At 67.8% G+C, this 22,533-nt stretch carries 19 protein-coding genes and 1 tRNA gene; 6 read left to right on the top strand and 14 right to left on the bottom strand.

Annotated features, from left to right (window positions below):
* Positions 1-193 precede the first annotated feature (193 nt).
* The gene (locus ACEPA4_RS19355) at positions 194-2,314 is read right to left on the bottom strand and encodes a methyl-accepting chemotaxis protein (RefSeq protein WP_139727985.1); all 2,121 of its coding nucleotides are present in this window, start codon (positions 2,312-2,314) and stop codon (positions 194-196) included.
* A 183-nt stretch (positions 2,315-2,497) separates the two neighbouring features.
* Between ACEPA4_RS19355 and ACEPA4_RS19350 the strand changes: the two genes are divergently transcribed.
* Both ACEPA4_RS19350 and ACEPA4_RS19345 read left to right on the top strand, forming a co-directional pair.
* Positions 2,498-2,953, top strand: a complete 456-nt coding sequence (locus tag ACEPA4_RS19350) for an Rrf2 family transcriptional regulator (RefSeq protein WP_065177851.1) — start codon at positions 2,498-2,500, stop codon at positions 2,951-2,953.
* On the top strand, positions 2,943-3,848 hold the full coding sequence (locus tag ACEPA4_RS19345) for an NAD(P)/FAD-dependent oxidoreductase (RefSeq protein WP_374082917.1): 906 nt from the start codon (positions 2,943-2,945) through the stop codon (positions 3,846-3,848). Before ACEPA4_RS19350 ends, ACEPA4_RS19345 begins: the two co-directional genes overlap by 11 nt.
* Before the next feature lie 128 nt (positions 3,849-3,976).
* Here ACEPA4_RS19345 and ACEPA4_RS19340 read toward each other — a convergent pair whose 3' ends face one another.
* The 4 genes from ACEPA4_RS19340 to ACEPA4_RS19325 form a co-directional block, all read right to left on the bottom strand.
* A complete protein-coding gene (locus ACEPA4_RS19340; RefSeq protein ID WP_279946559.1) occupies positions 3,977-5,197 on the bottom strand; it encodes an RtcB family protein in 1,221 nt (406 codons plus the stop codon).
* Between the two features lie 56 nt (positions 5,198-5,253).
* Positions 5,254-6,378, bottom strand: coding sequence for a slipin family protein (locus ACEPA4_RS19335; protein ID WP_065177854.1), 1,125 nt, complete (start codon positions 6,376-6,378; stop codon positions 5,254-5,256).
* Between the two features lie 357 nt (positions 6,379-6,735).
* Positions 6,736-6,806 (bottom strand) — tRNA-Gln (locus tag ACEPA4_RS19330).
* A gap of 682 nt (positions 6,807-7,488) precedes the next feature.
* Complete coding sequence (locus ACEPA4_RS19325; RefSeq protein ID WP_329843934.1) at positions 7,489-8,445, bottom strand: aldo/keto reductase; 957 nt, start codon at positions 8,443-8,445, stop codon at positions 7,489-7,491.
* Positions 8,446-8,614: 169 nt separating this feature from the next.
* On the opposite strand from ACEPA4_RS19325, the gene ACEPA4_RS19320 reads away from it, so the two are divergent.
* Together ACEPA4_RS19320 and ACEPA4_RS19315 are read left to right on the top strand one after the other, a co-directional pair.
* Positions 8,615-9,472 carry a class I SAM-dependent methyltransferase gene (locus ACEPA4_RS19320; RefSeq protein WP_139727978.1) on the top strand — a complete coding sequence of 286 codons (858 nt, stop codon included), beginning with the start codon at positions 8,615-8,617 and terminating at the stop codon, positions 9,470-9,472.
* A 241-nt stretch (positions 9,473-9,713) separates the two neighbouring features.
* Complete coding sequence (locus tag ACEPA4_RS19315; protein ID WP_065177857.1) at positions 9,714-10,253, top strand: pseudouridine synthase; 540 nt, start codon at positions 9,714-9,716, stop codon at positions 10,251-10,253.
* A gap of 94 nt (positions 10,254-10,347) precedes the next feature.
* Here ACEPA4_RS19315 and ACEPA4_RS19310 read toward each other — a convergent pair whose 3' ends face one another.
* Together ACEPA4_RS19310 and hrpB are read right to left on the bottom strand one after the other, a co-directional pair.
* Positions 10,348-10,722, bottom strand: a complete 375-nt coding sequence (locus tag ACEPA4_RS19310) for a hypothetical protein (RefSeq protein WP_005420251.1) — start codon at positions 10,720-10,722, stop codon at positions 10,348-10,350.
* Between the two features lie 209 nt (positions 10,723-10,931).
* Positions 10,932-13,436, bottom strand: coding sequence for an ATP-dependent helicase HrpB (hrpB, locus tag ACEPA4_RS19305; protein WP_164092793.1), 2,505 nt, complete (start codon positions 13,434-13,436; stop codon positions 10,932-10,934).
* Positions 13,437-13,503: 67 nt separating this feature from the next.
* Between hrpB and ACEPA4_RS19300 the strand changes: the two genes are divergently transcribed.
* Positions 13,504-14,301: a TatD family hydrolase gene (locus ACEPA4_RS19300; protein ID WP_005420232.1), complete on the top strand. Its 798-nt coding sequence runs from the start codon at positions 13,504-13,506 to the stop codon at positions 14,299-14,301.
* A gap of 56 nt (positions 14,302-14,357) precedes the next feature.
* Here ACEPA4_RS19300 and ACEPA4_RS19295 read toward each other — a convergent pair whose 3' ends face one another.
* From ACEPA4_RS19295 to ACEPA4_RS19280, 4 genes are all read right to left on the bottom strand, one after another.
* Positions 14,358-15,242 (bottom strand): NAD-dependent epimerase/dehydratase family protein, encoded by an 885-nt coding sequence (locus ACEPA4_RS19295; protein ID WP_065177860.1) that lies wholly within the window; start codon positions 15,240-15,242, stop codon positions 14,358-14,360.
* Positions 15,239-16,177: a 2-dehydropantoate 2-reductase gene (gene panE / locus ACEPA4_RS19290; protein ID WP_065177861.1), complete on the bottom strand. Its 939-nt coding sequence runs from the start codon at positions 16,175-16,177 to the stop codon at positions 15,239-15,241. The genes ACEPA4_RS19295 and panE overlap by 4 nt, the downstream gene beginning before the upstream one ends.
* Before the next feature lie 159 nt (positions 16,178-16,336).
* A complete protein-coding gene (locus tag ACEPA4_RS19285; protein ID WP_005420226.1) occupies positions 16,337-17,128 on the bottom strand; it encodes an ABC transporter permease in 792 nt (263 codons plus the stop codon).
* Entirely contained in the window at positions 17,125-18,093 is a 969-nt protein-coding gene (locus ACEPA4_RS19280) for an ABC transporter ATP-binding protein (protein WP_005420224.1), read from the bottom strand. Before ACEPA4_RS19280 ends, ACEPA4_RS19285 begins: the two co-directional genes overlap by 4 nt.
* Positions 18,094-18,177: 84 nt before the next feature.
* On the opposite strand from ACEPA4_RS19280, the gene ACEPA4_RS19275 reads away from it, so the two are divergent.
* Complete coding sequence (locus tag ACEPA4_RS19275; RefSeq protein WP_081280473.1) at positions 18,178-18,927, top strand: ferredoxin--NADP reductase; 750 nt, start codon at positions 18,178-18,180, stop codon at positions 18,925-18,927.
* 115 nt (positions 18,928-19,042) lie between these two features.
* Here the strand turns inward: ACEPA4_RS19275 and ACEPA4_RS19270 are convergent, their stop codons facing one another.
* From ACEPA4_RS19270 to ACEPA4_RS19260, 3 genes are all read right to left on the bottom strand, one after another.
* Positions 19,043-20,209 (bottom strand): lytic polysaccharide monooxygenase, encoded by a 1,167-nt coding sequence (locus tag ACEPA4_RS19270; RefSeq protein WP_065177863.1) that lies wholly within the window; start codon positions 20,207-20,209, stop codon positions 19,043-19,045.
* Between the two features lie 175 nt (positions 20,210-20,384).
* Entirely contained in the window at positions 20,385-21,554 is a 1,170-nt protein-coding gene (locus tag ACEPA4_RS19265; protein ID WP_065177864.1) for a lytic polysaccharide monooxygenase, read from the bottom strand.
* A gap of 233 nt (positions 21,555-21,787) precedes the next feature.
* Complete coding sequence (locus ACEPA4_RS19260) at positions 21,788-22,273, bottom strand: DUF1203 domain-containing protein (protein ID WP_005420217.1); 486 nt, start codon at positions 22,271-22,273, stop codon at positions 21,788-21,790.
* Positions 22,274-22,533 lie beyond the last annotated feature (260 nt).

Raw genomic sequence — 22,533 nt, 5'->3', positions numbered from 1 at the left:
CAGCGGCCGTGTGCATGCCGGCAACGGTGCATTGCACTGCCGTGTACGACCACAGGCCGTAATGAGTGCGGAACGTTGGTCCGCACTGTTCATGCCGCCACCCATGTAGCGTTGGACGCTGCCGGCCAGCGGCCGGCACTACCCCCGTCCGCGCTCCACGGTGGTGCCGGCCGCTGGCCGGCAACCGGATCACTCAGGCTGCGCGCGCCAACGCGTCCTTCGCTGTCGCCGTGGCCGACAGGTCGAACACATCCACCGCATCGATCAACCGGTTCGCCTGCTGTTCCAGGCTGCGCGCCGCGGCGCTGGCTTCTTCCACCAGCGCGGCGTTCTGCTGGGTGGTGCCGTCCATCTGGATCACCGTCTGGCTGACCTGTTCGATGCCTGCGCTCTGCTCCTGCGACGCCGCGGAGATCTCGGCCATGATGTCGGTCACGCGCTGCACCGAGGCGACGATCTCGGCCATGGTGTCACCGGCCTCGCGCACGCGCTGCGCACCCTCACCGACCTGTTCCACCGACGCCTCGATCAGCGATTTGATCTCCTTTGCCGCCGCCGCAGAGCGCTGCGCCAGGGTGCGCACTTCGCTGGCGACAACCGCGAATCCGCGGCCCTGCTCACCGGCGCGTGCCGCTTCCACCGCAGCGTTCAGCGCCAGGATGTTGGTCTGGAACGCGATGCCATCGATCACGCTGATGATCTCGGCGATCTGCCGCGACGACGTTTCGATCGCACCCATGGTCGCCACCACCTGCCCGACCACGCTGCCACCGTGTGAGGCGACACTCTGTGCACCGATCGCCAGTTGGTTGGCCTGGCGCGCGTGCTCGGCATTCTGGCGCACGGTGGAGGTCAGCTCTTCCATGGATGCCGCGGTCTCTTCCAGATTGGCGGCCTGCTGCTCGGTACGGCGCGACAGGTCATTGTTGCCGGCGGCGATCTCCGCGGCGGCGGTGTGGATGTTGCCGGAGGCGTGCTTGATGTCGGTGACGATGGTCGCCAGCTGCGTGGCGGTGGTATTGGCATCGCCGGCGATACGCGCGAACACACCCTGGAAATCACCGTGCATGCGTGCACCGAGGCGGCCATCGGCGATCGCGCGCAGCATCGTCGAGACTTCGCCGAGGTTCAGTTCTGTGGTCTGCATCAGGCGGTTCAGGCCATCGACCATCGCGCGGAAGTCATGCTCGAAGCGCGCGCTGTCGCCGCGCTGGCTGAAGTCACCGGCGGCCGCCGCTTCGGCCAGGCGGCGGATCTCGCCGTTGATCGCCCCGAGGTTGTGCTTGACCGCATCCAGCGCTTCGGTGATCACTGCCTTCTCGCCGGGCAGGCGTTCCATGTCCTGGCTGAGGTCGCCGACGGCGTAGCGGCCCATGATCGAGATCGCGCGCATCTTCACCCGGATGTGCGCGTCGACCAGCGTGTTGCAGTCGGCCACCATGGTGCCGAACGCGCCGGGGAAGGCAGCGGCGTCCATGCGATGGCTGATGGTGCCGGCCTCGTGCGCCTGGGCCATCGCGGCCTGCGCATCCAGCACGCCGCGCAGCGTGGACTGCAACGCCTGCATCGCTTGGGCGAGGCGTCCGATCTCGTCGCGGCTGCGCACCTGCACCACGTGCTGCAGATCGCCGGCAGCCACTGCGCGTGCAGCGGCTTCCACCGCCAGTACCGGCTGCACGACGGCGCGCCGCAGCCACCAGGCCAGGCCGATCAGCAACAGCACCGCGGCCAGCACCGTCAATGACGCGCACAGCAGCAGGGTCTGCCGCGCCTGCTGCGAACGTGCCGCCAGCGCCGCTTCGGCCACCTGCGTGGCATGCGTACTCAATGCATCCAGTGCGGTCGCCACCGCGCGATCCTTGCCGCGCACGAGGGTGTCGCCGGCGGCGGGATCGTAGCCGGCCGCGGCAAATGCCTGCAGCGCCGCGTGATAGTCCTGCTGCAGCTGCGCGTGCAGGCCGATGAACGCCTGCGCCAGTTCACGCGTGCGCGCGTCCGGGCTGGTCACCAGGCCCTTGGCCAGCTGTTCGACCAGCTGGCCTTCGTTGTCGAAGGCGTCCAGGTGGCGCTGACGCAACGCGTCGTCGTGGCCGCGGAGCAGCACGTTCTTCCATTCCTGCACCTGGCCGCGGAACTCACGCTGCAGGCGTTCGGCGTCGCGGCTGTGCGTGACTTCGGGCGGAACCTCGGTGGACAACTTGAACCAGGCGGAGGCCAGGCCAGCCAGCGCGCACAGCAGGACCACGGCCAAGCCAACAGACACCGCGCCGAGCAGCTTGGACTGCAGGCGCGGAGCACGGACAGACGCATTCATGGGGAAGCACTCTCGGGAAGGGGCATTGCGGTATCGACCCGCCAAGCTCCCGCTGAAGTGCGACGGAAATCACATTGGCGTTTCGTTTAGTGATGTGAAGGAACTGTTTCATAGGACAAATGTGTCCGTATGGAACGAATGTGGACCCTGGACAGGGGATATAAATGTAACTATCGTAGTTACATGAAGACCGCGAACCCGCTCTCCGACGCCCTGCACGTGATGGCGCATCTGGTCGGCCAGGACGGCCCGCGCACCTCCGAGCAGCTGGCGTCCTGCCTGCCGACCCATCCGGTGGTGATCCGCCGTCTGCTGGCGCAGCTGCACAGGGCGGGCCTGGTTCGCAGCGCCCGTGGCCATGGCGGTGGCAGCCACCTGGCCCGTGATGCTGCAACGATCACCCTGCATGACATCTATCTGGCTGTGGGCGCACCACCGCTGGTGCAGGTCGGCGCCCGCGATTCCGGCGGCGGCTGCCCGATCCAGCAGCTGGTCAACAGCGCTTTGCTGGAGGGTGCACGCGAAGCACAGCGCCTGCTCGAACAGCGCCTGCGGGCGACCACACTGGACAAGCTCGGCGCCGACTTCGCCCGCCACCTCGCCCATCACCGCTCCCTGGAAGGTCACCATGAATCCTGATGTGCTCATCGTCGGCGGCAGTTATGCCGGCATTGCTGCGGGCCTGATCCTGGCCCGTGCCCGCCGCCCGGTCACCGTCATCGACGCCGGTTTGCCGCGCAATCGTTTCGCCAGCCATTCGCACGGGGTGCTGGGGCTGGATGGCATCAGCGGTGCCGAGCTGCTGAAGGCCGCGCGCCAGCAGCTGCTGGACTACCCCAGCGTGCGCTGGGTGCATGCCGAGGCAGTGCAGGCCACCGCCGGCGCAGAGGGTGTGGAAGTGCGAACCGCCGATGGGCAGGTGCTCGCCGCGCGCAAGCTGCTGCTGGCAAGCGGTATCGCCGACCAGCTGCCGGAGCTGCCCGGGCTGGCCGAGCGCTGGGGCAGCACCGTGCTCCACTGCCCCTATTGCCACGGTTACGAAGTGGGCGGTGGCGCCATCGGGCTGCTTGGTGGGCATCCGATGTCCGCCAGCAAGGCGCCGCTCTTTGCCGACTGGGGCAATGTCACCTTCTTCAGCCAGGGCATGCCGATCACCGATGAGGAACGGGCTGCCATGCAGCAGCGTGGCGTGCGGATCGAGACGTCGCCGGTGCTGGGCGTGCAGGGCGACCAGCCGACCTGGCTGGAAGTGGAGCTGGCCGATGGCCGCCGCATCGCCCAGCGTGCGCTGTTCGTGCCGGCCACCCAGGCGATGGCCACGCCGCTGGTGCAGCAGCTCGGCTGCGTGCTGGCCGAGAGCCCGTTGGGCGTGCTGATCGAGGTCGATGCGATGAAGCAGACCTCGGTGCCGAACGTGTATGCCGCAGGCGATGCGACCACGGTCGGCAACATCACGTTGGCCGCTGCCGAGGGCGTGCGGGCAGGTATCGGCGTGCACCACGCGCTGGTGGCCGAGGACAGCATGCCGCGCTGAAAGCGCGTGTTCCGGTAGATGCCGACCTTGGTCGGCGCCGTTCCATCCACGCATGGCGTGGCTCGACTGCAGCGCGGTCGAGCATGATTGATGCGCGGTGGGTGCCGGCCTTGGCCGGCACCGCTCCATTACCCCTTCACGCACAACACCTGGCGCAGCGTGTGCACCACGTCGACCAGGTCCAACTGCGCGGCCATCACATCGTCGATCGACTTGTACGCGGCCGGTGACTCGTCCAGCACGCCGCTGTCCTTGCGGCATTCCACATGCGCGGTGGCCTCGCGATGCTGGGCCAGCGTGATCTGCTGGCGCGCGGCGCCACGGCTCATCACCCGGCCGGCACCGTGGCTGCAGCTGTTGAAGCTGTCCGCGTTGCCCTTGCCACGCACGATGTAACTGCGCGTGCCCATGCTGCCGGGAATGATGCCCAGCTCACCCTCGCGGGCACTGACGGCCCCCTTGCGCGTCACCAGCAGCTCCTGTCCGTGGTGCGTTTCCTTCTGCACGTAGTTGTGGTGGCAGTTCACTGCCATCGCCGCCAGCTGGAACTTCGGCAGCCGGTGGCGCATCTCGGCCAGCACGCGCGACATCATCGCCTCGCGGTTCTGCCGGGCGTAGTCCTGTGCCCACGACACGGCTTCGACGTAGTCATCGAACAGCGGCTCGCCTTCCATGAAGAACGCCAGGTCCTTGTCCGGCAGGTGGAAGCCCAGCACGCGCCGGGCCAGTTCCTCGCGCGCCTTCTCGATGAAGTAGGTACCGATCAGGTTGCCGGTACCGCGCGACCCGCTGTGCAGCATCACCCACACCGTATCCGTCTCGTCCAGGCACAGTTCGATGAAGTGGTTGCCGCCACCCAGCGTACCGAGCTGGCGGTCGAGCTTGTCGGTGCGGATCCTGCGGTGCCTGTCCTTGATCTTCTCCAGGCCGACGGCCAGCCCGGACTGCACCAGCCGGGTGTGGATGCTGTCGGGCATGCGCTGATGCTCGCCGCCGCGCCCGTTGCCGACCGGGATGCTGCGCTCGATGCTGTTGCGCAGCTGCCGCAGGTCATCGGGCAGGTCGTTGGCGCGCAGCGTGGTGCGCACGGCCGCCATGCCGCAGCCGATGTCGACGCCGACCGCCGCCGGGATGATTGCACCGCGGGTCGGGATCACCGAGCCGACGGTCGCGCCCTTGCCCAGGTGCACGTCCGGCATCACCGCCACCCACGGCCCGACGAACGGGATCGCGGCGATGTTGCGCAGCTGCTCATGCGCCTGCGCCTCCAGTGGCACGCCGTTGACCCAGCCTTTGATCGGCGTGCTGCCCTCGGCATGCAGCCATTGATAATTGTATTGAGTGTCCATGTCTTCGTGTATGTCCTTGATGGGCCGGCGGCGCGTCCCTGCGCCACCGCGAGCCCCTACCTGATCGTCACCAGCTGCTTCAGCACGCCGTCCAGGCCGCCGAACACGGTGAGCTTGTCGATCTTCTCGGTGACCTTCTCCAGCGCCTCCAGCTCCTTCAGGCGCATCAACACCGGGTTGTCCTCGATCAGCTTTGCGGTGTTGAGCTGCGAACGGGTGGCATTGGCCTCCTCGCGGCGGCGGATCACGCTGGCCTGGGCCTGCTTCTCGGCCAGCACCACGCCGTTGAGAATCTCCTTCATCTCGCCCGGCAGGATCACGTCCTTGATGCCCACGCCAAGCAGACGTACACCGTGGCCCTCGATCGCGGCCTGCACATGGGCGGCGATCTCACCGTCCAGTGCCGCCTTGTCACCCAGCAGCTCGTCCAGGCTGCGCGCGGCAATCGCCTGGCGCAGGCCGAACTGCAGCTGACGATAGATGAACTCATCAGCATTGCTGAGCGAGCGGTGTGCGCGCACCGGGTCGACCACCTGCACGGTCGCGGCCAGGTTCACCCGCAGGGTCACCTTGTCGCGGCTGAGCAGCTCCTGGCCGGACACGTCCAGCGACCGCGCACGCAGCTCCACACGCTCCACCGACACGTTGCCGTTGAAGTTCCAGAACGCGTGCAGGCCGGCGTCCAGCGTCTGCCGCAGCGTGCCATCGATGAACAGCAGGCCCACCGACTCGCTCGGCACGGTGCTGATCACCGCCACACGCGGCAGCACGCCCAGCTGGCCCAGCCGCTGCTGCACGTCCGCCGGGACGCGCGGCTCGTCACCCAGTGCCATCACGCGCACCTGGGTGTCGACAGAACCGCGCCAGTACAGGCGGCGGCTGCCCGGCGGAAGCACTTCATCGATGCGGCCATTGCGCAGCAACAGGCCAACTTCGCTGGCGCCGACGTTGGCCAGCACGAAGTGCGTGTCCAACCGCGCGCCCAGTGCCTCGATCAGGCTGTCCTGGTCGCTGCCGGTGTAGGCCGCGCCCTTCGATGCGGTGTGGATGTCCACCTGCGGGCGGCCGCCGAACGGCGACAGGCGGTGCACGCCCGGCAGCAGGATCTGCTGGAAACGACGGTTGCGATACACCAGGCCGCGCTCGCCGTCGCCGATCACGACCTTGATGGTCCAGAACATGGGAGTCTCTCCTTGTATGGCTCTGGTGGTTCGACCCGTTGCGGATGAATCGCCATGACCCGGGTCGATCGGGTCGTGGCGGGGCCGCCTGCACACCACGTGCAGGCAGCGGAAGAGGGCGGCCATCGGCGGACGGTCCGCGCGCGGAGCCTTCGGTGCACCGGCAGTGCTGCCATAGTCGTTCCCGGCAGGCAGCACCGGGGCGGAACGTGGCTGGCAGTGACAGCGGGCCGAGGCCCGGCGTGCGGTCCGTTGCCTTCCACGCCCCCGCCCGAAGGCAGTGACCGTGGACGGCGACGATGGCCGCTGGGGCTTGCGCCCCAGGTGTTGCTTCAAGTCATGACGTGACAGGTCATGTGGTTGGAGTGGGAGTCGAACCCACGACAGACGGAATCAGGATCCGTTGCTCTACCCGACTGAGCTATCCAGTGGTGAACCGCGCGGAATCGAACCGCGTACCGGCGAACCGGCGCCTGCCTCCAGCAGGCGATCCAGGCGATGGCATGTCCGCGACCTCCGGCATACGCCACGGCAACGCCGCGCGCACCAGCCCGTGATTGAAACGGGACCGTTGGTAGTCGAGGGTGCAGGCCACCGACATTATCGGCGAGCGATAATGTTTGGGTGCGATGCAGATAATGTCCAGGCGTTGCCGTGCACGCGGAGAAAATCCTCCGGCGCGGCAGAAAAACCTGGATCAGTGAGCGGCGGGTCGCCGCGCGGGGTGCAGTTCTGGCATCGCGGGTCCTTGTGCCGACGCAAACGAAAACGCCCCCGGGACTTGCGTTCCGAGGGCGTCGTCAGGCCTCGGAGATCGGGGTGGCCGATCTCCGCAGGGCGGGCATCAGGCCGTTGTCAGCTGGTCTTCCTTGCCGAACGCGCGCGCCGGCCGGTCCATGCGCAGGCATGGCAGCAGTTTGGCGATGGCGACGGAATGCGCGTTCAAGGGAAGTTTCCAGTGGGTGTTGAAACGAGGTGCGCACGATAAACCACGATTTAGTCGCGCGCAACCATTTTGTTGAATTATTTCCTTCTTTACCGCGCGATGCCGGCCAGCGACCGGCACTACCTGACTGTGTCATGCCGGCCAGCGGCCGGCACTACCGGGTCTCATGATTCGGCGCTGGCGGCATCCAGCTGCGCGACATCCTGCACGCTCAGCGATACGTTCGCTGCGGCCAGCAGGTCGTGCAGCTGTTCGACGCTGGTGGCGCTGACGATCGGCGCGGTGATCGACGGCCGCGCGATCTGCCAGGCCAGTGCGATCTGCGCAGCGCTGGCGCTGTGCTTGCTGGCTACGTCATCCAGCGCCTGCAGGATGCGCAGGCCGCGCGGGTTCAGATAGCGCTTCACCACCGTCTCGCCACGCGCCGGGCTCTTGGCCGCATCGGCCGGCGTGCGGTACTTGCCGCTGAGGAAGCCACTGGCCAGCGCGTAGTAGCCGATCACACCGATCTGCTCGCGCTGCACCAGCGGTTCCAGTTCCTTTTCGTAGCCGGCGCGGTCATACAGGTTGTACTCCGGTTGCAGGGTTTCGTAACGCGGCAACTTGTAATCGGTGGACACCTTCAGCGCATCGGCCAGGCGCGTGGCGCTGTAGTTGGAAGCACCGATCGCACGCACCTTGCCGGCCTCGATCAGGCGGCCGAATGCGGCCAGCGTGGCTTCCAGCGGCGTCGACTCGTCATCCTCGTGGGCCTGGTACAGATCGATCACGTCGGTCTGCAGCCGGCGCAGCGAATCCTCGACCGCCGCATTGATGTTGTCCGGGGTCAGGCCGGGGCGTTCGACCCACTTGGCCACCTTGGTTGCCAGCACCACCTTGTCGCGCTTGCCGCTGCGGGCAAACCACTTGCCGATCAGCGTCTCCGATTCGCCGCCGACATTGCCCGGCACCCAGGCCGAGTAAACGTCGGCGGTGTCGACCAGGTTGAAGCCGGCATCGACGAAGGCATCGAGCAGGGCGAAGCTGGCCTTCTCATCGGCGCTCCAGCCGAACACGTTGCCACCGAAGGCGAGCGGACGTACATGCAGGCCGGAACGGCCCAGTTCGCGGGTTGCCGTCATGGGCACGGACTCCTTGGGGGAAGTGTTCCAGAATAGAACGCGATGTGTGACCGTGCTGCGGCGACGACCACAAAACAGTGTTCCGCGACGCGCTCGCCGCTAACGTTTTGTGAACACCTGGGACGCTGCGACTGCTAGTCTCGCCGCATCTTCCGCTGGAGTCGTCCCGATGATGCCTGCTTCGTCCCTGCGTGGTTGCCGCCTGCTGCTTGCTTCGGCCCTGCTTGCCGCTGTTCCCGCGTTCGCTGCACCGGCCACGGTGGTACCGGCGAAGATCGAGGTCTTGCCGGCCATCGACGCGGCGGTAAAGGCGCCCACCCGCGATGCCAACAACGTCAAGCGCGATGGCTTCCGCCATCCGGCGCAGACGCTGTCGTTCTTCAAGGTGGCACCGGGAAAGACCGTCATCGAGATCACCCCCGGCAACGGCTGGTACTCGGAGATCCTGGCGCCGCTGCTGCATGACAAGGGCCACTATGTGGCTGCCGTGGTCGATCCGATGGCGGTGCCCGAGGGTCGCGGCCGCGACTACCAGCAGCGCAGCCGCGACAGCCTGGAAAAGAAGTACGCCGGTGCACCCGCGCAGTTCGGCAGGACCGCCGTCGTCGCCTACGATCCGGCCAAGCCGGTGTTCGGCCCGGCCAATTCAGCCGACGTGGTGCTGACCTTCCGCAACGTGCACAACTGGCGCAAGGCCGGCCAGGCGCAGGGCATGTTCCAGGGCTTCTTCAACGTGCTCAAGCCGGGTGGCGTGCTGGGTGTGGTCGAGCATCGCGCCAAGGCCGACGTGGCCGACGACGATGACACCGGCTATGTCGGCCAGCAGCAGGTGATCGCAATGGCCGAGGCCGCCGGCTTCAGGCTGGACGCGCGCAGCGAGGTCAACGCCAACCCGCGCGACACCAAGGACCACCCCAATGGCGTGTGGACGCTGCCGCCGACCAACCAGCACGACAAGGCCGATGATGCGAAGTACCAGGCGATCGGTGAAAGCGACCGCATGACCCTGCGCTTCATCAAGCCGTAAGCCGGCACGCCGTATTGCCAGCGCGGATTGCCCTGTAGAGCCGAGCCGATGCTCGGCTCATCGCGCGCAGCGCGACGGAGCACAACAGCAGCCGAGCGTGGGCAATGCCGGCCGTCCTGACCGGCACCCTTCGGATCGTCGCATGCGACGTTGGCAGCGGCTCCTGCCGCTGCCTCCGGTTCTACAGTCGCCTGGCGCGAGGCGTGGGACAATGCCTTACCCGCCGCCCGCCGTGCCTGCAATGCTGATCGCCTTCAACAAGCCCTTCAACGTGCTCTGCCAGTTCACCGACCGCAGCGTGCCGCCGCGGCCGACCCTGGCCGGGTTCGGCCTGCCGCCGCGCGTGTATGCCGCCGGCCGCCTGGACCATGACAGCGAGGGCCTGCTGCTGCTGACCGACAACGGCACGCTGGCGCACAAGCTCACCGACCCCAGGCACAAGGCCGACAAGACCTACTGGGTGCAGGTGGAAGGCACGCCCGGTGACGAGCAGCTGCAACAGCTGCGCGATGGCGTTGTGCTCAACGATGGACCGACCCTGCCGGCGAAGATCGAGCGCCTCGACCCGGCGCCGACGCTGTGGACGCGCGATCCGCCGGTACGTTTCCGCAAGACCGTGCCGGACAGCTGGCTGGCGATCACGGTCCGCGAGGGCCGCAACCGCCAGGTGCGGCGGATGACTGCAGCGGTGAACCTGCCGACGTTGCGACTGGTGCGGGTGTCGATGGGACCGTACCGGCTGGAGGACCTGCAGCCCGGGCAGTGGCGGCAGATTGGTTGACACAGAAAGGGCCGGAGGCCTTGCGGCGTCCGGCCCTCATGCAGTGCCTTGCGGTCAGAGCCCTTCCCGCGGAAGGGGTCCGACCCTGGCAAATTCACGCGTCGCTGCCGATATCGCTGTGCTCGTCCACGACGGTGTCGTTGCGGCGGTCACGCGCGCTGATGCGCTGCGCCTGCCCATTCACCACGTGGCCATTGGCGGCCTTCTTCTTCTGCTGCTTGCGGTACAGCGCATAGCCGAGCAGGCCAACACCCACCGCAGCAGCGGCCACGGCCACAGCCGGATTGCGGCGCACGAACTTGGTCGCGGCCTTGCCGCCGGTCTTCACTGCGCCGATGGCGGCGCCGGTCTTGATCCAGTCCGCATTGCGCAGGCTGCCACCGGCGCTCTTCAGGCCATCGCCGGCGGTGTGGGCCAGCTCCAGGGCGCGCTCCAGGGCGCGGTCGGTGATTACGGTCAGCTTGCTCATGCGGGGGTCCTTTGCCTCGGGTCGAAGTCCAGTGTCGCGCGTTGCCCGTAAACGGTATGTCAGCCGGTGACGCACGTGGTGTGACTCTACCGCAGCCATTCAGGATCAGGCAGGGTGGGGCGGATCCCTTTCTTTTGGGAAAGGGCTCTGACCCCGGCGCGGTGTATGGGGTCAGAGCCCATTGCGATGCAATGGATCCGACCCCGCCCTCAGGTTCCGCGCGGCTTTGCCCGGTGCGTGGCCGTGGCTGTCCACGGATCATCCGGCCATGGATGGCGCGGGTAACGGCCCTTCATTTCCTTTTTCACTTCGGCGTAGGTGTTTTCCCAGAAGTTGCGCAGGTCCTGGGTGACCTGAAGCGGGCGGCCGCCGGGGGAGAGCAGGTGCAGGGTCAGCGGCACGCGGCCATCGGCGATGCGCGGCGTGTCGGCCAGGCCGAACAGTTCCTGCAGTTTCACCGCCAGCACCGGCGGCAGCGGATCACCACTCTCGCTGTCCAACGCGTAGGTGATCGGCCGCTCCAGCCCGGACGGCACGGTGATGCGGGTCGGCGCATTACGCTCGACCAGCTGCCGTTGTGACCATTCCAGCGGCGACTTCAGTGCCTCGCCGAAACTGGCCTCATCCAGCGCGTCCAGGCGGCTCTTGCCGGCGAACGCGGGTTGCAGCCACTGCGTGAGGTTGGCCAGCAGGGCCGCGTCGCTGCAGTCGGGCAGGTCCAGCTCCGGCATCCAGCGCCGCAGTGACTCGACGCGCGCCTGCCACTGGCGCAGGCCCTCGGTCCACGGCAGCGCCTGCAGACCGAGTTCGGCTACCGCGCCGGTCAGTGCCTGCGCGGCGTGCTGCGGATCGACTCGGCCGGCCGAGCGGCTGTCCAGCACGATGCGGTCGAAACGCGTCTCGCGCAGTGCCACCAGGGCGCGTCGCTCGCTGTCCCAGCGCACTACGTCTTCGGTGACGAAGCGATCCGGCCACGCCTTGCGCAGCCGATCCTCGTCCACCGGTGCGGCACGCAGCAGCAGTGCATCGCGCGCCTCGAAGCGCAGTTCGCTGGCCACCAGCCACGGCTCACCGCGCAGGTCGCTCAGCTCGTGCAGGCGCGCGCTGCGGCCATTGGCCAGCAGGTAGCGCAGAGGATCGCTGGGATGCTGGAAGCCAATTCGATCGGGAAAGGCATGAGCGAGCAGGTCGCCCAGCTCATGGGCCTCGATGCTGGCCGGCGGCGTGGCTTCGCAGCGCAGGCGGCGACGCCACTGCTTGGCGGCGGCATCGATCGCGGCCAGCCCGCTGCGGTTGGCATCGCCCGGTGTGCGGCCATTGCGGAACGCGGCCAGTGCGCGCCAGCGGGCCGCCAGCGCGTCGCCGCCCTGGCGCAACGGGTCGCGCGCCTCCAGCAGCGCGGCCAGGTCGGCAGCCAGCGCCTGGGCGCGGGCATCGGGCGCTGCCAGCAGCATCGCCGCCATCCGTGGATGCGTGCCCAGCGCCAGCACACGCCGGCCCAGTTCGGTGATCGCGCCACTGCTGGACAGGGCGCCGAGCCGCTGCAGCAGTTCGCGCGCCGCGCCCATCGGACCCGCCGGGGGCGGATCGAGGAAGCGCAGATCGCTGCTGCCCCAGGCCGCCAGTTCCAGTGCCAGTCCGGCCAGTTCCACCTGGTCGATCTCGGCGCGGCGCTGCGGTTCCAGCCGCTGCGACTGTGGCCACAGCCGCCAGGCCACGCCTTCGGCGACGCGCCCGGCACGGCCCGCGCGCTGGTCGGCCGATGCCTGCGCGATGGCCACCACGTCCAGCCGGGTGAAGCCACTGTTGGGGTCGTAGCGCGGTTCGCGTGCCTGGCCGCTGTCGATCACCACGCGCACGCCGGGCAACGTCACCGACGACTCGGCGACGTTGGTCGCCAGCACCACGCGCCGGCGGCCATCGCTGGCCACCTGAAGTACGCGCGCCTGTTGTTCCACGGGCAGTTCACCGTGCAGCGCCAGGACCTCGACATCGCCATTGAGCGATTCCTGCAGGCCCGCCTGCACCCGCGCGATCTCGCGCTGGCCGGGCAGGAACACCAGCAGGTCACCGGGGTGCTCGGCCAGGGCCTGCTGCACCGCGCGGCGCACCTGCAGTTCCAGCGCCTCATCGCGGCGCGCCGGGAAATGGCTGATCGCCACCGGGTAGCTGCGGCCCTCGCTGCTCAGCCGCGGCGCATCGAGAAAACCCGCCAGCCGCTCGCCGTCCAGCGTGGCCGACATCACCACCAGGCGCAGGTCATCGCGCAGCTGCGCCTGCACATCCAGCGCCAGCGCCAGGCCGAGGTCGCCGCTGAGATGGCGCTCGTGGAATTCGTCGAACAGGATCGCACCGACCTCTTCCAGCATCGGGTCGTCCTGCAGCATGCGGGTCAGGATGCCTTCGGTGACGACCTCGATGCGCGTGCGCGCCGAAACCTTGTTTTCGAAGCGGATGCGGTAGCCGACCGAGCCACCGACCTCCTCGCCCAGCTGCCGCGCCATGAACAGCGCGGCGCTGCGGGCGGCGACCCGCCGTGGTTCCAGCAGGATGATCTTGCGGCCCTGCAGCCACGGTGCGTCGAGCAGTGCCAGTGGCACCTGGGTGGTCTTGCCGGCACCGGGCGGGGCCTCCAGCACCAGTCGCTGCTGCGCGGCCAGGTGTTGCTGGATCTGCGGCAGCAGCGGGGAAATCGGGAAGAGCGGGGCGGTCATGTGCAAAGGATAAGGGGGCACGGCGGGCGCAGGTACAATGCGCGGGCACTTTTCCCCCGCGATGACCATGCACCTGATCGATATCGGCGCCAACCTGACCCACGACTCCTTCGACCGCGACCGCGATGCCGTGCTGGACCGCGCGCGCCAGGCCGGCGTGGTGCAGATGGTCATCACCGGTGCCAGCCGCGAGCACTCGCCACTGGCCCTGCAGTTGGCCCAGCAGCACCCCGGCTTCCTGTACGCCACCGCCGGCGTGCACCCGCACCACGCGGTGGAATACACCGAGGAATGCGATGCCGAGATGCGCGCGCTGCACGCGCATCCGGAAGTGGTGGCGGTGGGGGAGTGCGGGCTGGACTACTTCCGTGACTTCTCGCCGCGCCCGGCGCAGCACCGTGCGTTCGAGCGCCAGCTGCAGCTGGCCGCGGACAACGGCAAGCCGCTGTTCCTGCACCAGCGCGACGCGCACGCCGATTTCATGGCACAGATGAAGAACTTCGAAGGCCGCATCGGCCCGGCGGTGGTGCATTGCTTCACCGGCGAACGCGATGAGCTGTTCGATTACCTGGACCAGGACTGGTACATCGGCATCACCGGTTGGCTGTGCGACGAACGCCGTGGCGCGCACCTGCGCGAACTGGTGAAGAACATCCCGGCCAACCGCCTGATGATCGAGACCGACGCGCCGTACCTGCTGCCGCGCACGCTGAAGCCGATGCCGAAGGACCGGCGCAACGAGCCGATGTTCCTGTCGCACATCGTGGAAGAGCTGGCACGTGACCGTGGCGAGGACGTTGCGGTGACCGCGGCCAATGCCACGGCCGCCGCCCGCGCGTTCTTCCGCCTGCCCGACGCGGGTTGATGGTAGTGCCGGCCGCTGGCCGGCAGCACATCTTGATTGCCGGCCGGCGGCCGGCACTACCGGAGCAGGTCGCGCAGGCCCTCACGGTAGCTGGGGAACCTCGGCTCCCAGCCCAATGCTTCACGCGTGCCCCGGCTGTCGATGCGCTTGTTGCTTTCGTAGAAGCGCCGCAGCGTCGGGCTCAGTGCCGGGTCATCCCAGGCCACGGCGGGCGGCAGCGCAAACCCGCCCAGCTTCGCGGCGAAGGCCAGCACATCCTGCGGCGGTGCAGGCTCGTCGTCGCTGGGCAGGTAGAGACCCTGCCGGGCCGGTCGCCGCATTGCGGCGATGATGACGGTTGCCAGGTCATCCACGTGCAGTCGGTTGAACACCTGGCCCGGGCGAACCACGTGGCGCGCACGCCCCTGCGCCAACTGCACCAGCGCATTGCGACCCGGCCCGTACAGGCCGGGCAGGCGGAACACCGCCGAGGCGATGCTGCGTTGTCCGGCCAGTGCACGCCACTGTGCTTCCGCGAGCAGGCGCTGCACACCAGCCGCTTCAGTGGCGTCGGCCGCGCTGCGCTCGTCGATCCAACCGCCGGCGCGGTCGGCATACACCGAGGTCGACGACAGATAGCCGACCCAGCGCAATGCCGGGCTGGCCTGCAGCGCGGGCAGCAGCAGGCGCAGTGCCGGGTCGCCCTCCGCGTCGGGCGGCACGCTGCACAGCACGGCATCGGCCTGCGCGATCTCTTCGAGCAGGGCAGGTGACGGTGCGGTGTCAGCTCGAAGCGGGTGTCGCAGCAGGCCATCGTGCGGTGCCGCAGACGGGTCGCGCACCGTGCCGGCCACGCCTACGCCGTGCGCCTGCAGCTGCGCGGCCAGCACGCGTCCGCTCCAGCCCAGCCCGAGAATCAGTACCCGCGCGGGCAATGGGCTGGCCTGCAAGGCGGGACTCACGCGACCCGCAGTGCCTGGTAGGCCTGCAGGCTGCTGTAGGCAACCTGCAGCAGCAGGGCTTCCTGATCAGCCCTGCGCGCACGCACCAGCATGTCGCCAACAATCTGTTCGGCCTCCACCTGCTGGCCGGCCTCCAGATCACGCAGCATCGAGGCCTTCAACGCCGAGCCGGCCTGGGTCAGCGTGCCGCGCGCAGTGTCCTTCGCTGCCTCCGGAACCGGTTCACCGGCGGCTTCGGCGACGGCCAGGCACTCGTCGTAAAGGCCACGTACGATCGCCTCGCCATCATCGGTGGCGACGATGGTGCCGATATCCGCACGCAGCAGGCAGGTGGCTGCGGCCAGCGCGGTCAGGAAGGTGTACTTGATCCACTGTTCCTGGCCGATGCGCTCGCTGGCCAGGTGATCAAGGTTGGCCTTCGCGCAGACCGTAGCGAAGGCGCGCACGCGCGCGGAGATCGCGCCGCCGTCGCGCTCGCCGAAGGTGAGCTTGGCCGGCTTGCCCAGATGCAGCACCGCGCCATCGGGCGCCTTGGTGGCGCTGATGAAGCACAGGCCGCCGAGCACCGCGTCGCGGCCAAAGCGCAGGTCCAGTGCGTTGTAGTGGTGCAGGCCGTTGAGGATCGGCAGCACGGTGGTGTTCGCGCCGACTGCCGGGGCGATGGCATCGATCGAACTGTCCAGGTCGTAGGCCTTGCAGCTGAGGATGACCAGGTCGAAGGGCTTCTGCGCGGCCAGTGCGGGCAGTGCATCAGCCGTGACGTGCTGAACCGGGAAACGCGCATCACCCAGTGGGCTGCGGATGACCAGGCCATCATGGTCCAGCTGCGCGGCGCGCGCGGGGCGCACGAGGAAGGTCACGTCCACGCCGGCCTGGGCCAGGCGGCCACCGAAGTAACCGCCGGTACCGCCGGCGCCGAGGATCAGGATGCGCATTGCACGTTCACCGTTTTCTGGGGGGAATCAGAACTGCGATTGTGCCGGAGATTGCAGGCAAAAAAGAGCCGAGCATAGGCTCGGCTCTACAGACTGCTGCATCCACGCATGGCGTGGATCTGGTGTTGCCGGCCAGCGGCCGGCACTACCACGCAGGTCTCAGCTGCGCATACCCACGCCACGGCGCAGCAGCCACAGGGCCAGCGCCGTCAGCACCACCACGAAACCGATCATCAGGCCGTAGGCCACCGGCAGCGGCACATCGCTGCTGCCCAGCAGGCCATAGCGGAACGCGTTGACCATGTAGAAGATCGGGTTCGCGTGCGTGGCCGCTTCGGCCCAGCCCGGCAGCAGCTTCACCGAATAGAACACGCCACCCAGGTAGGTCAGCGGGGTCAGGATGAAGGTCGGCACGATCGCCACGTCATCGAACTTCTTCGCATACACCGCATTGATGAATCCGGCCAGCGAGAAGATCGTCGCGCCGAGGATCACCGTAGTCAGCATCACGATCGGATGCGGGATTCGCACCGGGGTGAAGAACATCGCGATGATCAGCACGATCACGCCGACCATCAGGCCGCGCAGCACGGCACCGGCCACGTAGCCCCACAGGATCACCCAGTTCGGCATCGGGCTGACCAGCAGTTCTTCGACGTGGCGGCCGAACTTGGCACCGAAGAACGAGGAACTGATGTTGCCGTAGCTGTTCTGGATCACGCTCATCATCACCAGGCCCGGCACGATGAACTGCATGTAGGTGTAGCCGCCCATGTCACCCACGCGCGACCCGATCAGGTTGCCGAAGATGAGGAAGTACAGGGTCATGGTGATCGCCGGCGGCACCAGGGTCTGGCCCCAGATGCGCATGATGCGGGCGACTTCGCGGCGCACGATGGTCATCAGCGCGATGCGGTTGCGCTGGCCGTCGGTCAGCTCGGTGGTGCTCATGCAGGCTTCTCCATGTTGCCGGTGAGGCGCACGAACAGCTCCTCCAGGCGGTTGCTCTTGGTACGCATCGAACGCACGCGGATGCCGGACTCGTTCAGCGTAGCGAACACGCGGTTGAGGTCCATCGCGCGTGGCATGTCGATGTCCAGCGTGTGCGGGTCCGGCGCGGTCAGCGTCGCGCCCTCGATCACCGGCAGCTGCGCCGGCAGGTCACCGTCGATGTCCAGCAGGAAGCCTTCCACGTCCAGCTTGGCCAGCAGGGTGCGCATCGGCCCCTGCTCGACGATCTGGCCATGGTTGATGATCGCCAGGTGGCGGCACAGGTACTCGGCTTCTTCCAGGTAGTGCGTGGTGAGGATGATCGTGGTGCCGGCAGCGTTGATCTCCTTCAGCACGCGCCACATGTCGCGGCGGATCTCGATGTCCACGCCGGCGGTCGGCTCATCCAGGATCAGCAGGCGCGGGCGGGTCATCATCGCGCGGGCGATCATCAGCCGGCGCTTCATGCCGCCGGACAGCGTGCGGCTCATCACCTGGGCCTTTTCCCACAGGTGCGCGCGCTTCAGCTCTTCCTCGGCGCGCTGCTCGGCTTCCTCGCGCGGCACGCCGTAGAATCCGGCGTAGTTCACCAGGATGTCGAAGGGCTTTTCGAACAGGTTGAAATTGATCTCCTGCGGCACCAGCCCGATCAGGCGCATGGTGGCGCTGCGGTTGCGCACCAGGTCGCTGCCGAACACCTCCACCTGGCCCTCGCTGAGGTTGACCAGGGAGCTGATGATGCCGATCAGGGTCGACTTGCCCGCCCCGTTGGGGCCGAGCAGGGCGAAGAAGTCGCCCGGGGCCACTTCCAGGGAAACGCCCTTCAGGGCCTGGGTGCCGTTGTCATAAGTCTTGCGCAGGTCGCGCACGCGCAGGGCGGGCGCCGTATCGTTCTGGGATGCCAAGCTCGAAGCCTTCGCGCCCATGGGCTGGCGCTGGAGAGGGGCGGGGAGGGGCTATTATAGAAGACCCCGAGGGCTTGCCCCGGCTACACACTGTCCCGAAAAGTCGTGCCTGTTCAATTCCCCCTCAAGCTGGTCGGCTGCCGCATGCTGGCCCCGACCGTCGGCCACTACCAGTTCGTGCGTGACGATGGGCAGCCGCTGGATTTCCAGCCCGGCCAGTTCATCCAGGTCCATTTCAGCTACGCCGACGGCACCGAAACCAAGCGCAGCTACTCGCTGGCGACCATCCACGACCATGCGCTGGGCCCGGGCGAGGCGGTGGACATCGCGGTCAGTTTCGTGCCCGGTGGCGCCGCCACGGCCCTGTTCGAGGCGCTGGAGCAGGGCAGCCAGATCAGTGCGTCCGGCCCCTATGGCCGGTTCTGCCTGAATCCCGGTGACCACAACGCCCGTTACCTGCTGATCGCCACCGGTACCGGCGTTACCCCCTACCGCTCGATGCTGCCGCTGCTGGAGAAGGCCATAGCCGAACGCGGCGTGCAGATCGTGCTGCTGCAGGGCGCGCGCAGTCCGGGCGAGCTGCTGTACAGCGAAGATTTCTACAGCTTCGCCGAAAAGCACGCGAACTTCCGCTATGTTCCGTGCCTGTCGCGCGAACTGCCGGCCGAACCGCACCCGGATGTACAGCACGGCTACGTGCAGCAGGCGCTGGCCGGTTTCACGCCGGACCCGGCCACCGACATCGCCTACCTGTGCGGCAACCCGGACATGGTCGATGCCTGCGCCGAGCTGCTGAAGGCGGCCGGCCTGGGCAACCCGCAGATCCGCCGCGAGAAGTACGTCAGCAGCAAGTAGGCCCGGGTGGTGCCGGCCGTTGGCCGGCAACCCCATGAACCCCGGTAGTGCCGGCCGCTGGCCGGCACCCCCCCGCAAACCGGAGGCGGCACCACGCCGCCCCCGGTGCCCGGCCTCAGTACGCGATCCAGGCATCACGCCAGGCAAAGCCGGTGCCCGGGCGATAGGCATCGGCGTTGATGTTGCACCACGCACCTTCCGGGAACGGACGGCAGGCGTACAGCTTGCCGTCGGTGCCCTTCACCACGGTCTCGCCAGGCTTGTAGCTGCCGAGGCCGGCCGGATACACGAAGTCGAAATCGCCACCCGGCGGATCGACCGGATCAACCGGGCCCGGAATCTGGGTTTCCAGTTCAAAGCGGTTGCCTGGCTTCAGGTAGACGCGGTTCTCGGTGGCGGACGCCACCGGCGTGATCACGCCGTTCTTCATCACGCCGACGCGGGCGTGCTGGGCACTGCCGTTGACCTTGCGGGCCAGCGCCATCGGCCACTGTGCCGGAGCGGTCTGGCCAGCAGCCAGGGTGATTTCCGGGCGCTCCAGATCGTTGCCGTTGGCATTGAACACGCGCAGGGTCAGCGTGGTGCCTGCCTCCAGCGCACCGCGGGCGGTGACCGGGCCGGCATCCTGCCACTGCGGCGGCGGAATCACGCCATTGCCGCCTTCGAATCGCACGTCCATGCAGGTGTAGAACGCTTCACCCGAATCCGAACGCTGCCAGGTGTTGTAGATGATGTGCTGGCCACTGCGCTTGGGCAGCGGGCAATCCAGCTTGTAGGTCTTGCCATCCACCGGCACGTTGCCCAGGGTGCAGAACTCCTGCAGGTCGGCCCAGCGCAGCGGGCTGCCCGGCTGCCAGCCCTCACGGGTGACATAGAACTTCCACTCGCGGGTGGCATGCGGGGCCGGGGCATAGAATTCGAAGGTGTAGCGGCCACGCGCGTCGGCGCGGATCGGCGTGGTCGGCCAGTCCGTGCGGTTCAGGTCGAGCCCGCGGTACTTGGGAATGCTGGCACTGCACAGCTCGCCGTCGCGCACCAGTTCACGATGGTTGCCATTGGCATTGCCGTGCGCAATCGCGCTCCAGTCGTAGAACGGCTGCGCGCCGCCAATGGCCTTGGCGGCGGCGCAGGCCGGGTTGGTCGGGTTTTCCGGATTGCCCTCGTGGCACTGCTTCACGCGGCTGAGCGGCTTGGTCATGGTGCCGTGGGCGAAGGCGCTGCCGGACAGGGCGAGGCCGGCAACGACGGACAGTGCGAGGACTGCCCGGTGGGACAGGTGCATGCAGAGACTCCTTTGCGAGGTGTGGGAAACCTCATGGAGTCTTCACATGCAGACGCGCCGTCAACATCGGACAAGTTTGAATTTGATGGCTGTCGTGCCTGATCTGCAGCGCCCTGCTCAAAACACTGCGGCCCAGGCAGAAGGCGGCGCGATGCGCACCGCCTTCTACAACGGGTCAGTAGGGCACCCAAGCATCGCGCCATGCACTGCCCACACCGGGGCGATATGCCTCGGCATTGACGTTGCACCACGCCCCTTCCGGGAACGGGCGGCAGGCGTACAGCTTGCCGTCGGTGCCCTTTACCACGGTCTGGCCGGGGACGTAACTGCCAATGCCTGCGGGGTACACGTGGTCGAAATCACCGCCCGGCGACGGCGTGCCCGCGTCGGGCACCCGGGTGTCGAGCTGGAAGCGGTTGCCGTCCTTCAGGTACACACGGTTGTCGGTGGCCGAGGCCGCCGGCGTGATCACGCCGTTGCTGAGCACGCCCACGCGTGCGTGCTGCGCACTGGCATTGACCGTGCGTGCCAGCACCAGCGGCCACTGTGCGGCGGCAGTCTGGCCGCTGGCCAGCGTGGCTTCCACGCGTTCGACATCATTGCCGTTGGCATTGAACACGCGCAGCGCCAACGTGGTGCCGACCGGCAGCTCGCCGCGCGCGGTGACCGGGCCGGCATCCTGCCACTGCGTTGCCGGTGCCGTTCCGCCGCCGCCCTGGAAACGCACATCCATGCAGGTATAGAACGCCTCGGTCGAATCCGAGCGCTGCCAGGTGTTGTAGATCACATGCTGGCCGGTGCGCTGCGGCAACGTGCATTGCAGCTTGTAGGTGCCATCGGCCGACAGCGGTGTATTGCCCAGGGTGCAGAACTCCTGCAGGTCGGCCCAGCGCAGCGGGCTGCCCGGCTGCCAGCCTTCGCGGGTGACGAAGAAGCGCCAGTCACGGGTGGCGTGCGGCGCGGTCGCCTTGAACACGAAGGTGAACCTGCCATTGGCATCGGGCTGGATCGGCGTGGTCTGCCAGTCACTGCGGTTCACGTCCAGGCCGCGGAAGGTCGGGTTGTTGCCGCTGCACAGCTTGCCGTCGGGCACCACGGCCTGGTGGTTGCCGTTGGCATTGGCCTGGTTGATGCCGTTCCAGTCGTAGAACGCCTGCGAACCGCCGATGGCCTTGGCGGCGGCACAGGCCGGGTTGGTCGGGTTCTCGGGGTTGCCCTGGAAACAGGCGTAGACGCGGCTGACCGGCGTGGTCATGGTGCCGTGGGCGAACGCGTTGCCGGCCAGGGACAGGCCCGCAGCCACGAACGAGGTAGCCAGCAGCAGCGGTGTGGATCGGAATGACATGGCGCATCCTTGTGGTCGTCGAAAGGGAACGGTGACCGCAGGCGCTGCGCTGCGCAGTGGACTTCCGGCGGCACCACGGCGAGTATCGAGTCGCGATGCAGGCGACGGAACCATCGCAGTGTCGATCCGTGACTGCGCATGTGAAGCCCTTCCCGCAGGCTTCACGCAGGGCTGAACGGATGCGCTGGACGTCACGTGACCGGCGTGGCATCGATCACGTCATGGGGATCACGCTACGCAGTCACGGTACCCACCCGATCTGCCTGGCACGAGAAACAGCCATGCGCCGCGTTGTGCAGCTGGACGAACGCCACCGACGGGTCGGCAAACAGTGCATCCAGGTGGTCGGCCACCTCGGTGCCCGCACAGACCTGGGCACCGCACATCAGCGCGGCGTGGTCATAGGCACGCATCGATATCATCCGGCGCTGCACATACGGGGGCACCTCGCCTGGCGGCAGGACGCAACGGGTCACGCCGCGCTGCACGAAGATCGGGCCGGCGGCGCGATACGGTGAATGCAGCGGCAGGTGGACGTGGGACAGCAGGAGCAGCTCGCTGCCAGGCGCGGGATCGCTCAGGCTGATCCGGCAGGGATGGCCGCCGTTGGCGCCGGCCCAGCGACGCTGGATGCCGAGCGCGGCGAGCGCGCTGTCACTCATCTCGAACAGGTGCAGGAAGGGGCGATGGTCGATGCCACCGAGGTACCACGTGTGCATGAGCGTCTCCTGGGTCTGCGGCGGATTCTGCGCGTGCGCCGGCGGCCGTGCTCGCCGTTTTCAGACCCCGCATCGCCGCCGGGCCGGTGCACTGGCCCACGGGGCGCTGCGGGCCGCCGCCGATGCCGCCCTGTGCCGGCCAAGGCCGAGAGGCGGGACCGCCTGGTCTGCGCGCCGTTGGCTGCGGATTCGTCATTGCCCATCGCCGTCGGCGCGCTGCCCGTGTAAGTTGGGTCACATCTTCCGCGGCAGCCCGTCGT

The sequence above is a fragment of the Stenotrophomonas sp. P2112 genome (assembly GCF_041897515.1).
GTDB classification, from domain to species: Bacteria; Pseudomonadota; Gammaproteobacteria; order Xanthomonadales; family Xanthomonadaceae; genus Stenotrophomonas; species Stenotrophomonas sepilia.
The sequence above is the reverse complement of the archived record's forward strand: the minus strand, read 5'-3'. Positions and strand labels throughout refer to the sequence as shown.

Bases quoted from the DNA above. Each gene is read 5' to 3' on its own strand.
- ACEPA4_RS19355 (WP_139727985.1), bottom strand. From the start codon at position 2,314: ATGAATGCGTCTGTCCGTGCTCCGCGCCTGCAGTCCAAGCTGCTCGGC.
- ACEPA4_RS19350 (WP_065177851.1), top strand. From the start codon at position 2,498: ATGAAGACCGCGAACCCGCTCTCCGACGCCCTGCACGTGATGGCGCAT.
- ACEPA4_RS19345 (WP_374082917.1), top strand. From the start codon at position 2,943: ATGAATCCTGATGTGCTCATCGTCGGCGGCAGTTATGCCGGCATTGCT.
- ACEPA4_RS19340 (WP_279946559.1), bottom strand. From the start codon at position 5,197: ATGGACACTCAATACAATTATCAATGGCTGCATGCCGAGGGCAGCACG.
- ACEPA4_RS19335 (WP_065177854.1), bottom strand. From the start codon at position 6,378: ATGTTCTGGACCATCAAGGTCGTGATCGGCGACGGCGAGCGCGGCCTG.
- ACEPA4_RS19325 (WP_329843934.1), bottom strand. From the start codon at position 8,445: ATGACGGCAACCCGCGAACTGGGCCGTTCCGGCCTGCATGTACGTCCG.
- ACEPA4_RS19320 (WP_139727978.1), top strand. From the start codon at position 8,615: ATGATGCCTGCTTCGTCCCTGCGTGGTTGCCGCCTGCTGCTTGCTTCG.
- ACEPA4_RS19315 (WP_065177857.1), top strand. From the start codon at position 9,714: ATGCTGATCGCCTTCAACAAGCCCTTCAACGTGCTCTGCCAGTTCACC.
- ACEPA4_RS19310 (WP_005420251.1), bottom strand. From the start codon at position 10,722: ATGAGCAAGCTGACCGTAATCACCGACCGCGCCCTGGAGCGCGCCCTG.
- hrpB (WP_164092793.1), bottom strand. From the start codon at position 13,436: ATGACCGCCCCGCTCTTCCCGATTTCCCCGCTGCTGCCGCAGATCCAG.
- ACEPA4_RS19300 (WP_005420232.1), top strand. From the start codon at position 13,504: ATGCACCTGATCGATATCGGCGCCAACCTGACCCACGACTCCTTCGAC.
- panE (WP_065177861.1), bottom strand. From the start codon at position 16,177: ATGCGCATCCTGATCCTCGGCGCCGGCGGTACCGGCGGTTACTTCGGT.
- ACEPA4_RS19285 (WP_005420226.1), bottom strand. From the start codon at position 17,128: ATGAGCACCACCGAGCTGACCGACGGCCAGCGCAACCGCATCGCGCTG.
- ACEPA4_RS19280 (WP_005420224.1), bottom strand. From the start codon at position 18,093: ATGGGCGCGAAGGCTTCGAGCTTGGCATCCCAGAACGATACGGCGCCC.
- ACEPA4_RS19270 (WP_065177863.1), bottom strand. From the start codon at position 20,209: ATGCACCTGTCCCACCGGGCAGTCCTCGCACTGTCCGTCGTTGCCGGC.
- ACEPA4_RS19265 (WP_065177864.1), bottom strand. From the start codon at position 21,554: ATGTCATTCCGATCCACACCGCTGCTGCTGGCTACCTCGTTCGTGGCT.
- ACEPA4_RS19260 (WP_005420217.1), bottom strand. From the start codon at position 22,273: ATGCACACGTGGTACCTCGGTGGCATCGACCATCGCCCCTTCCTGCAC.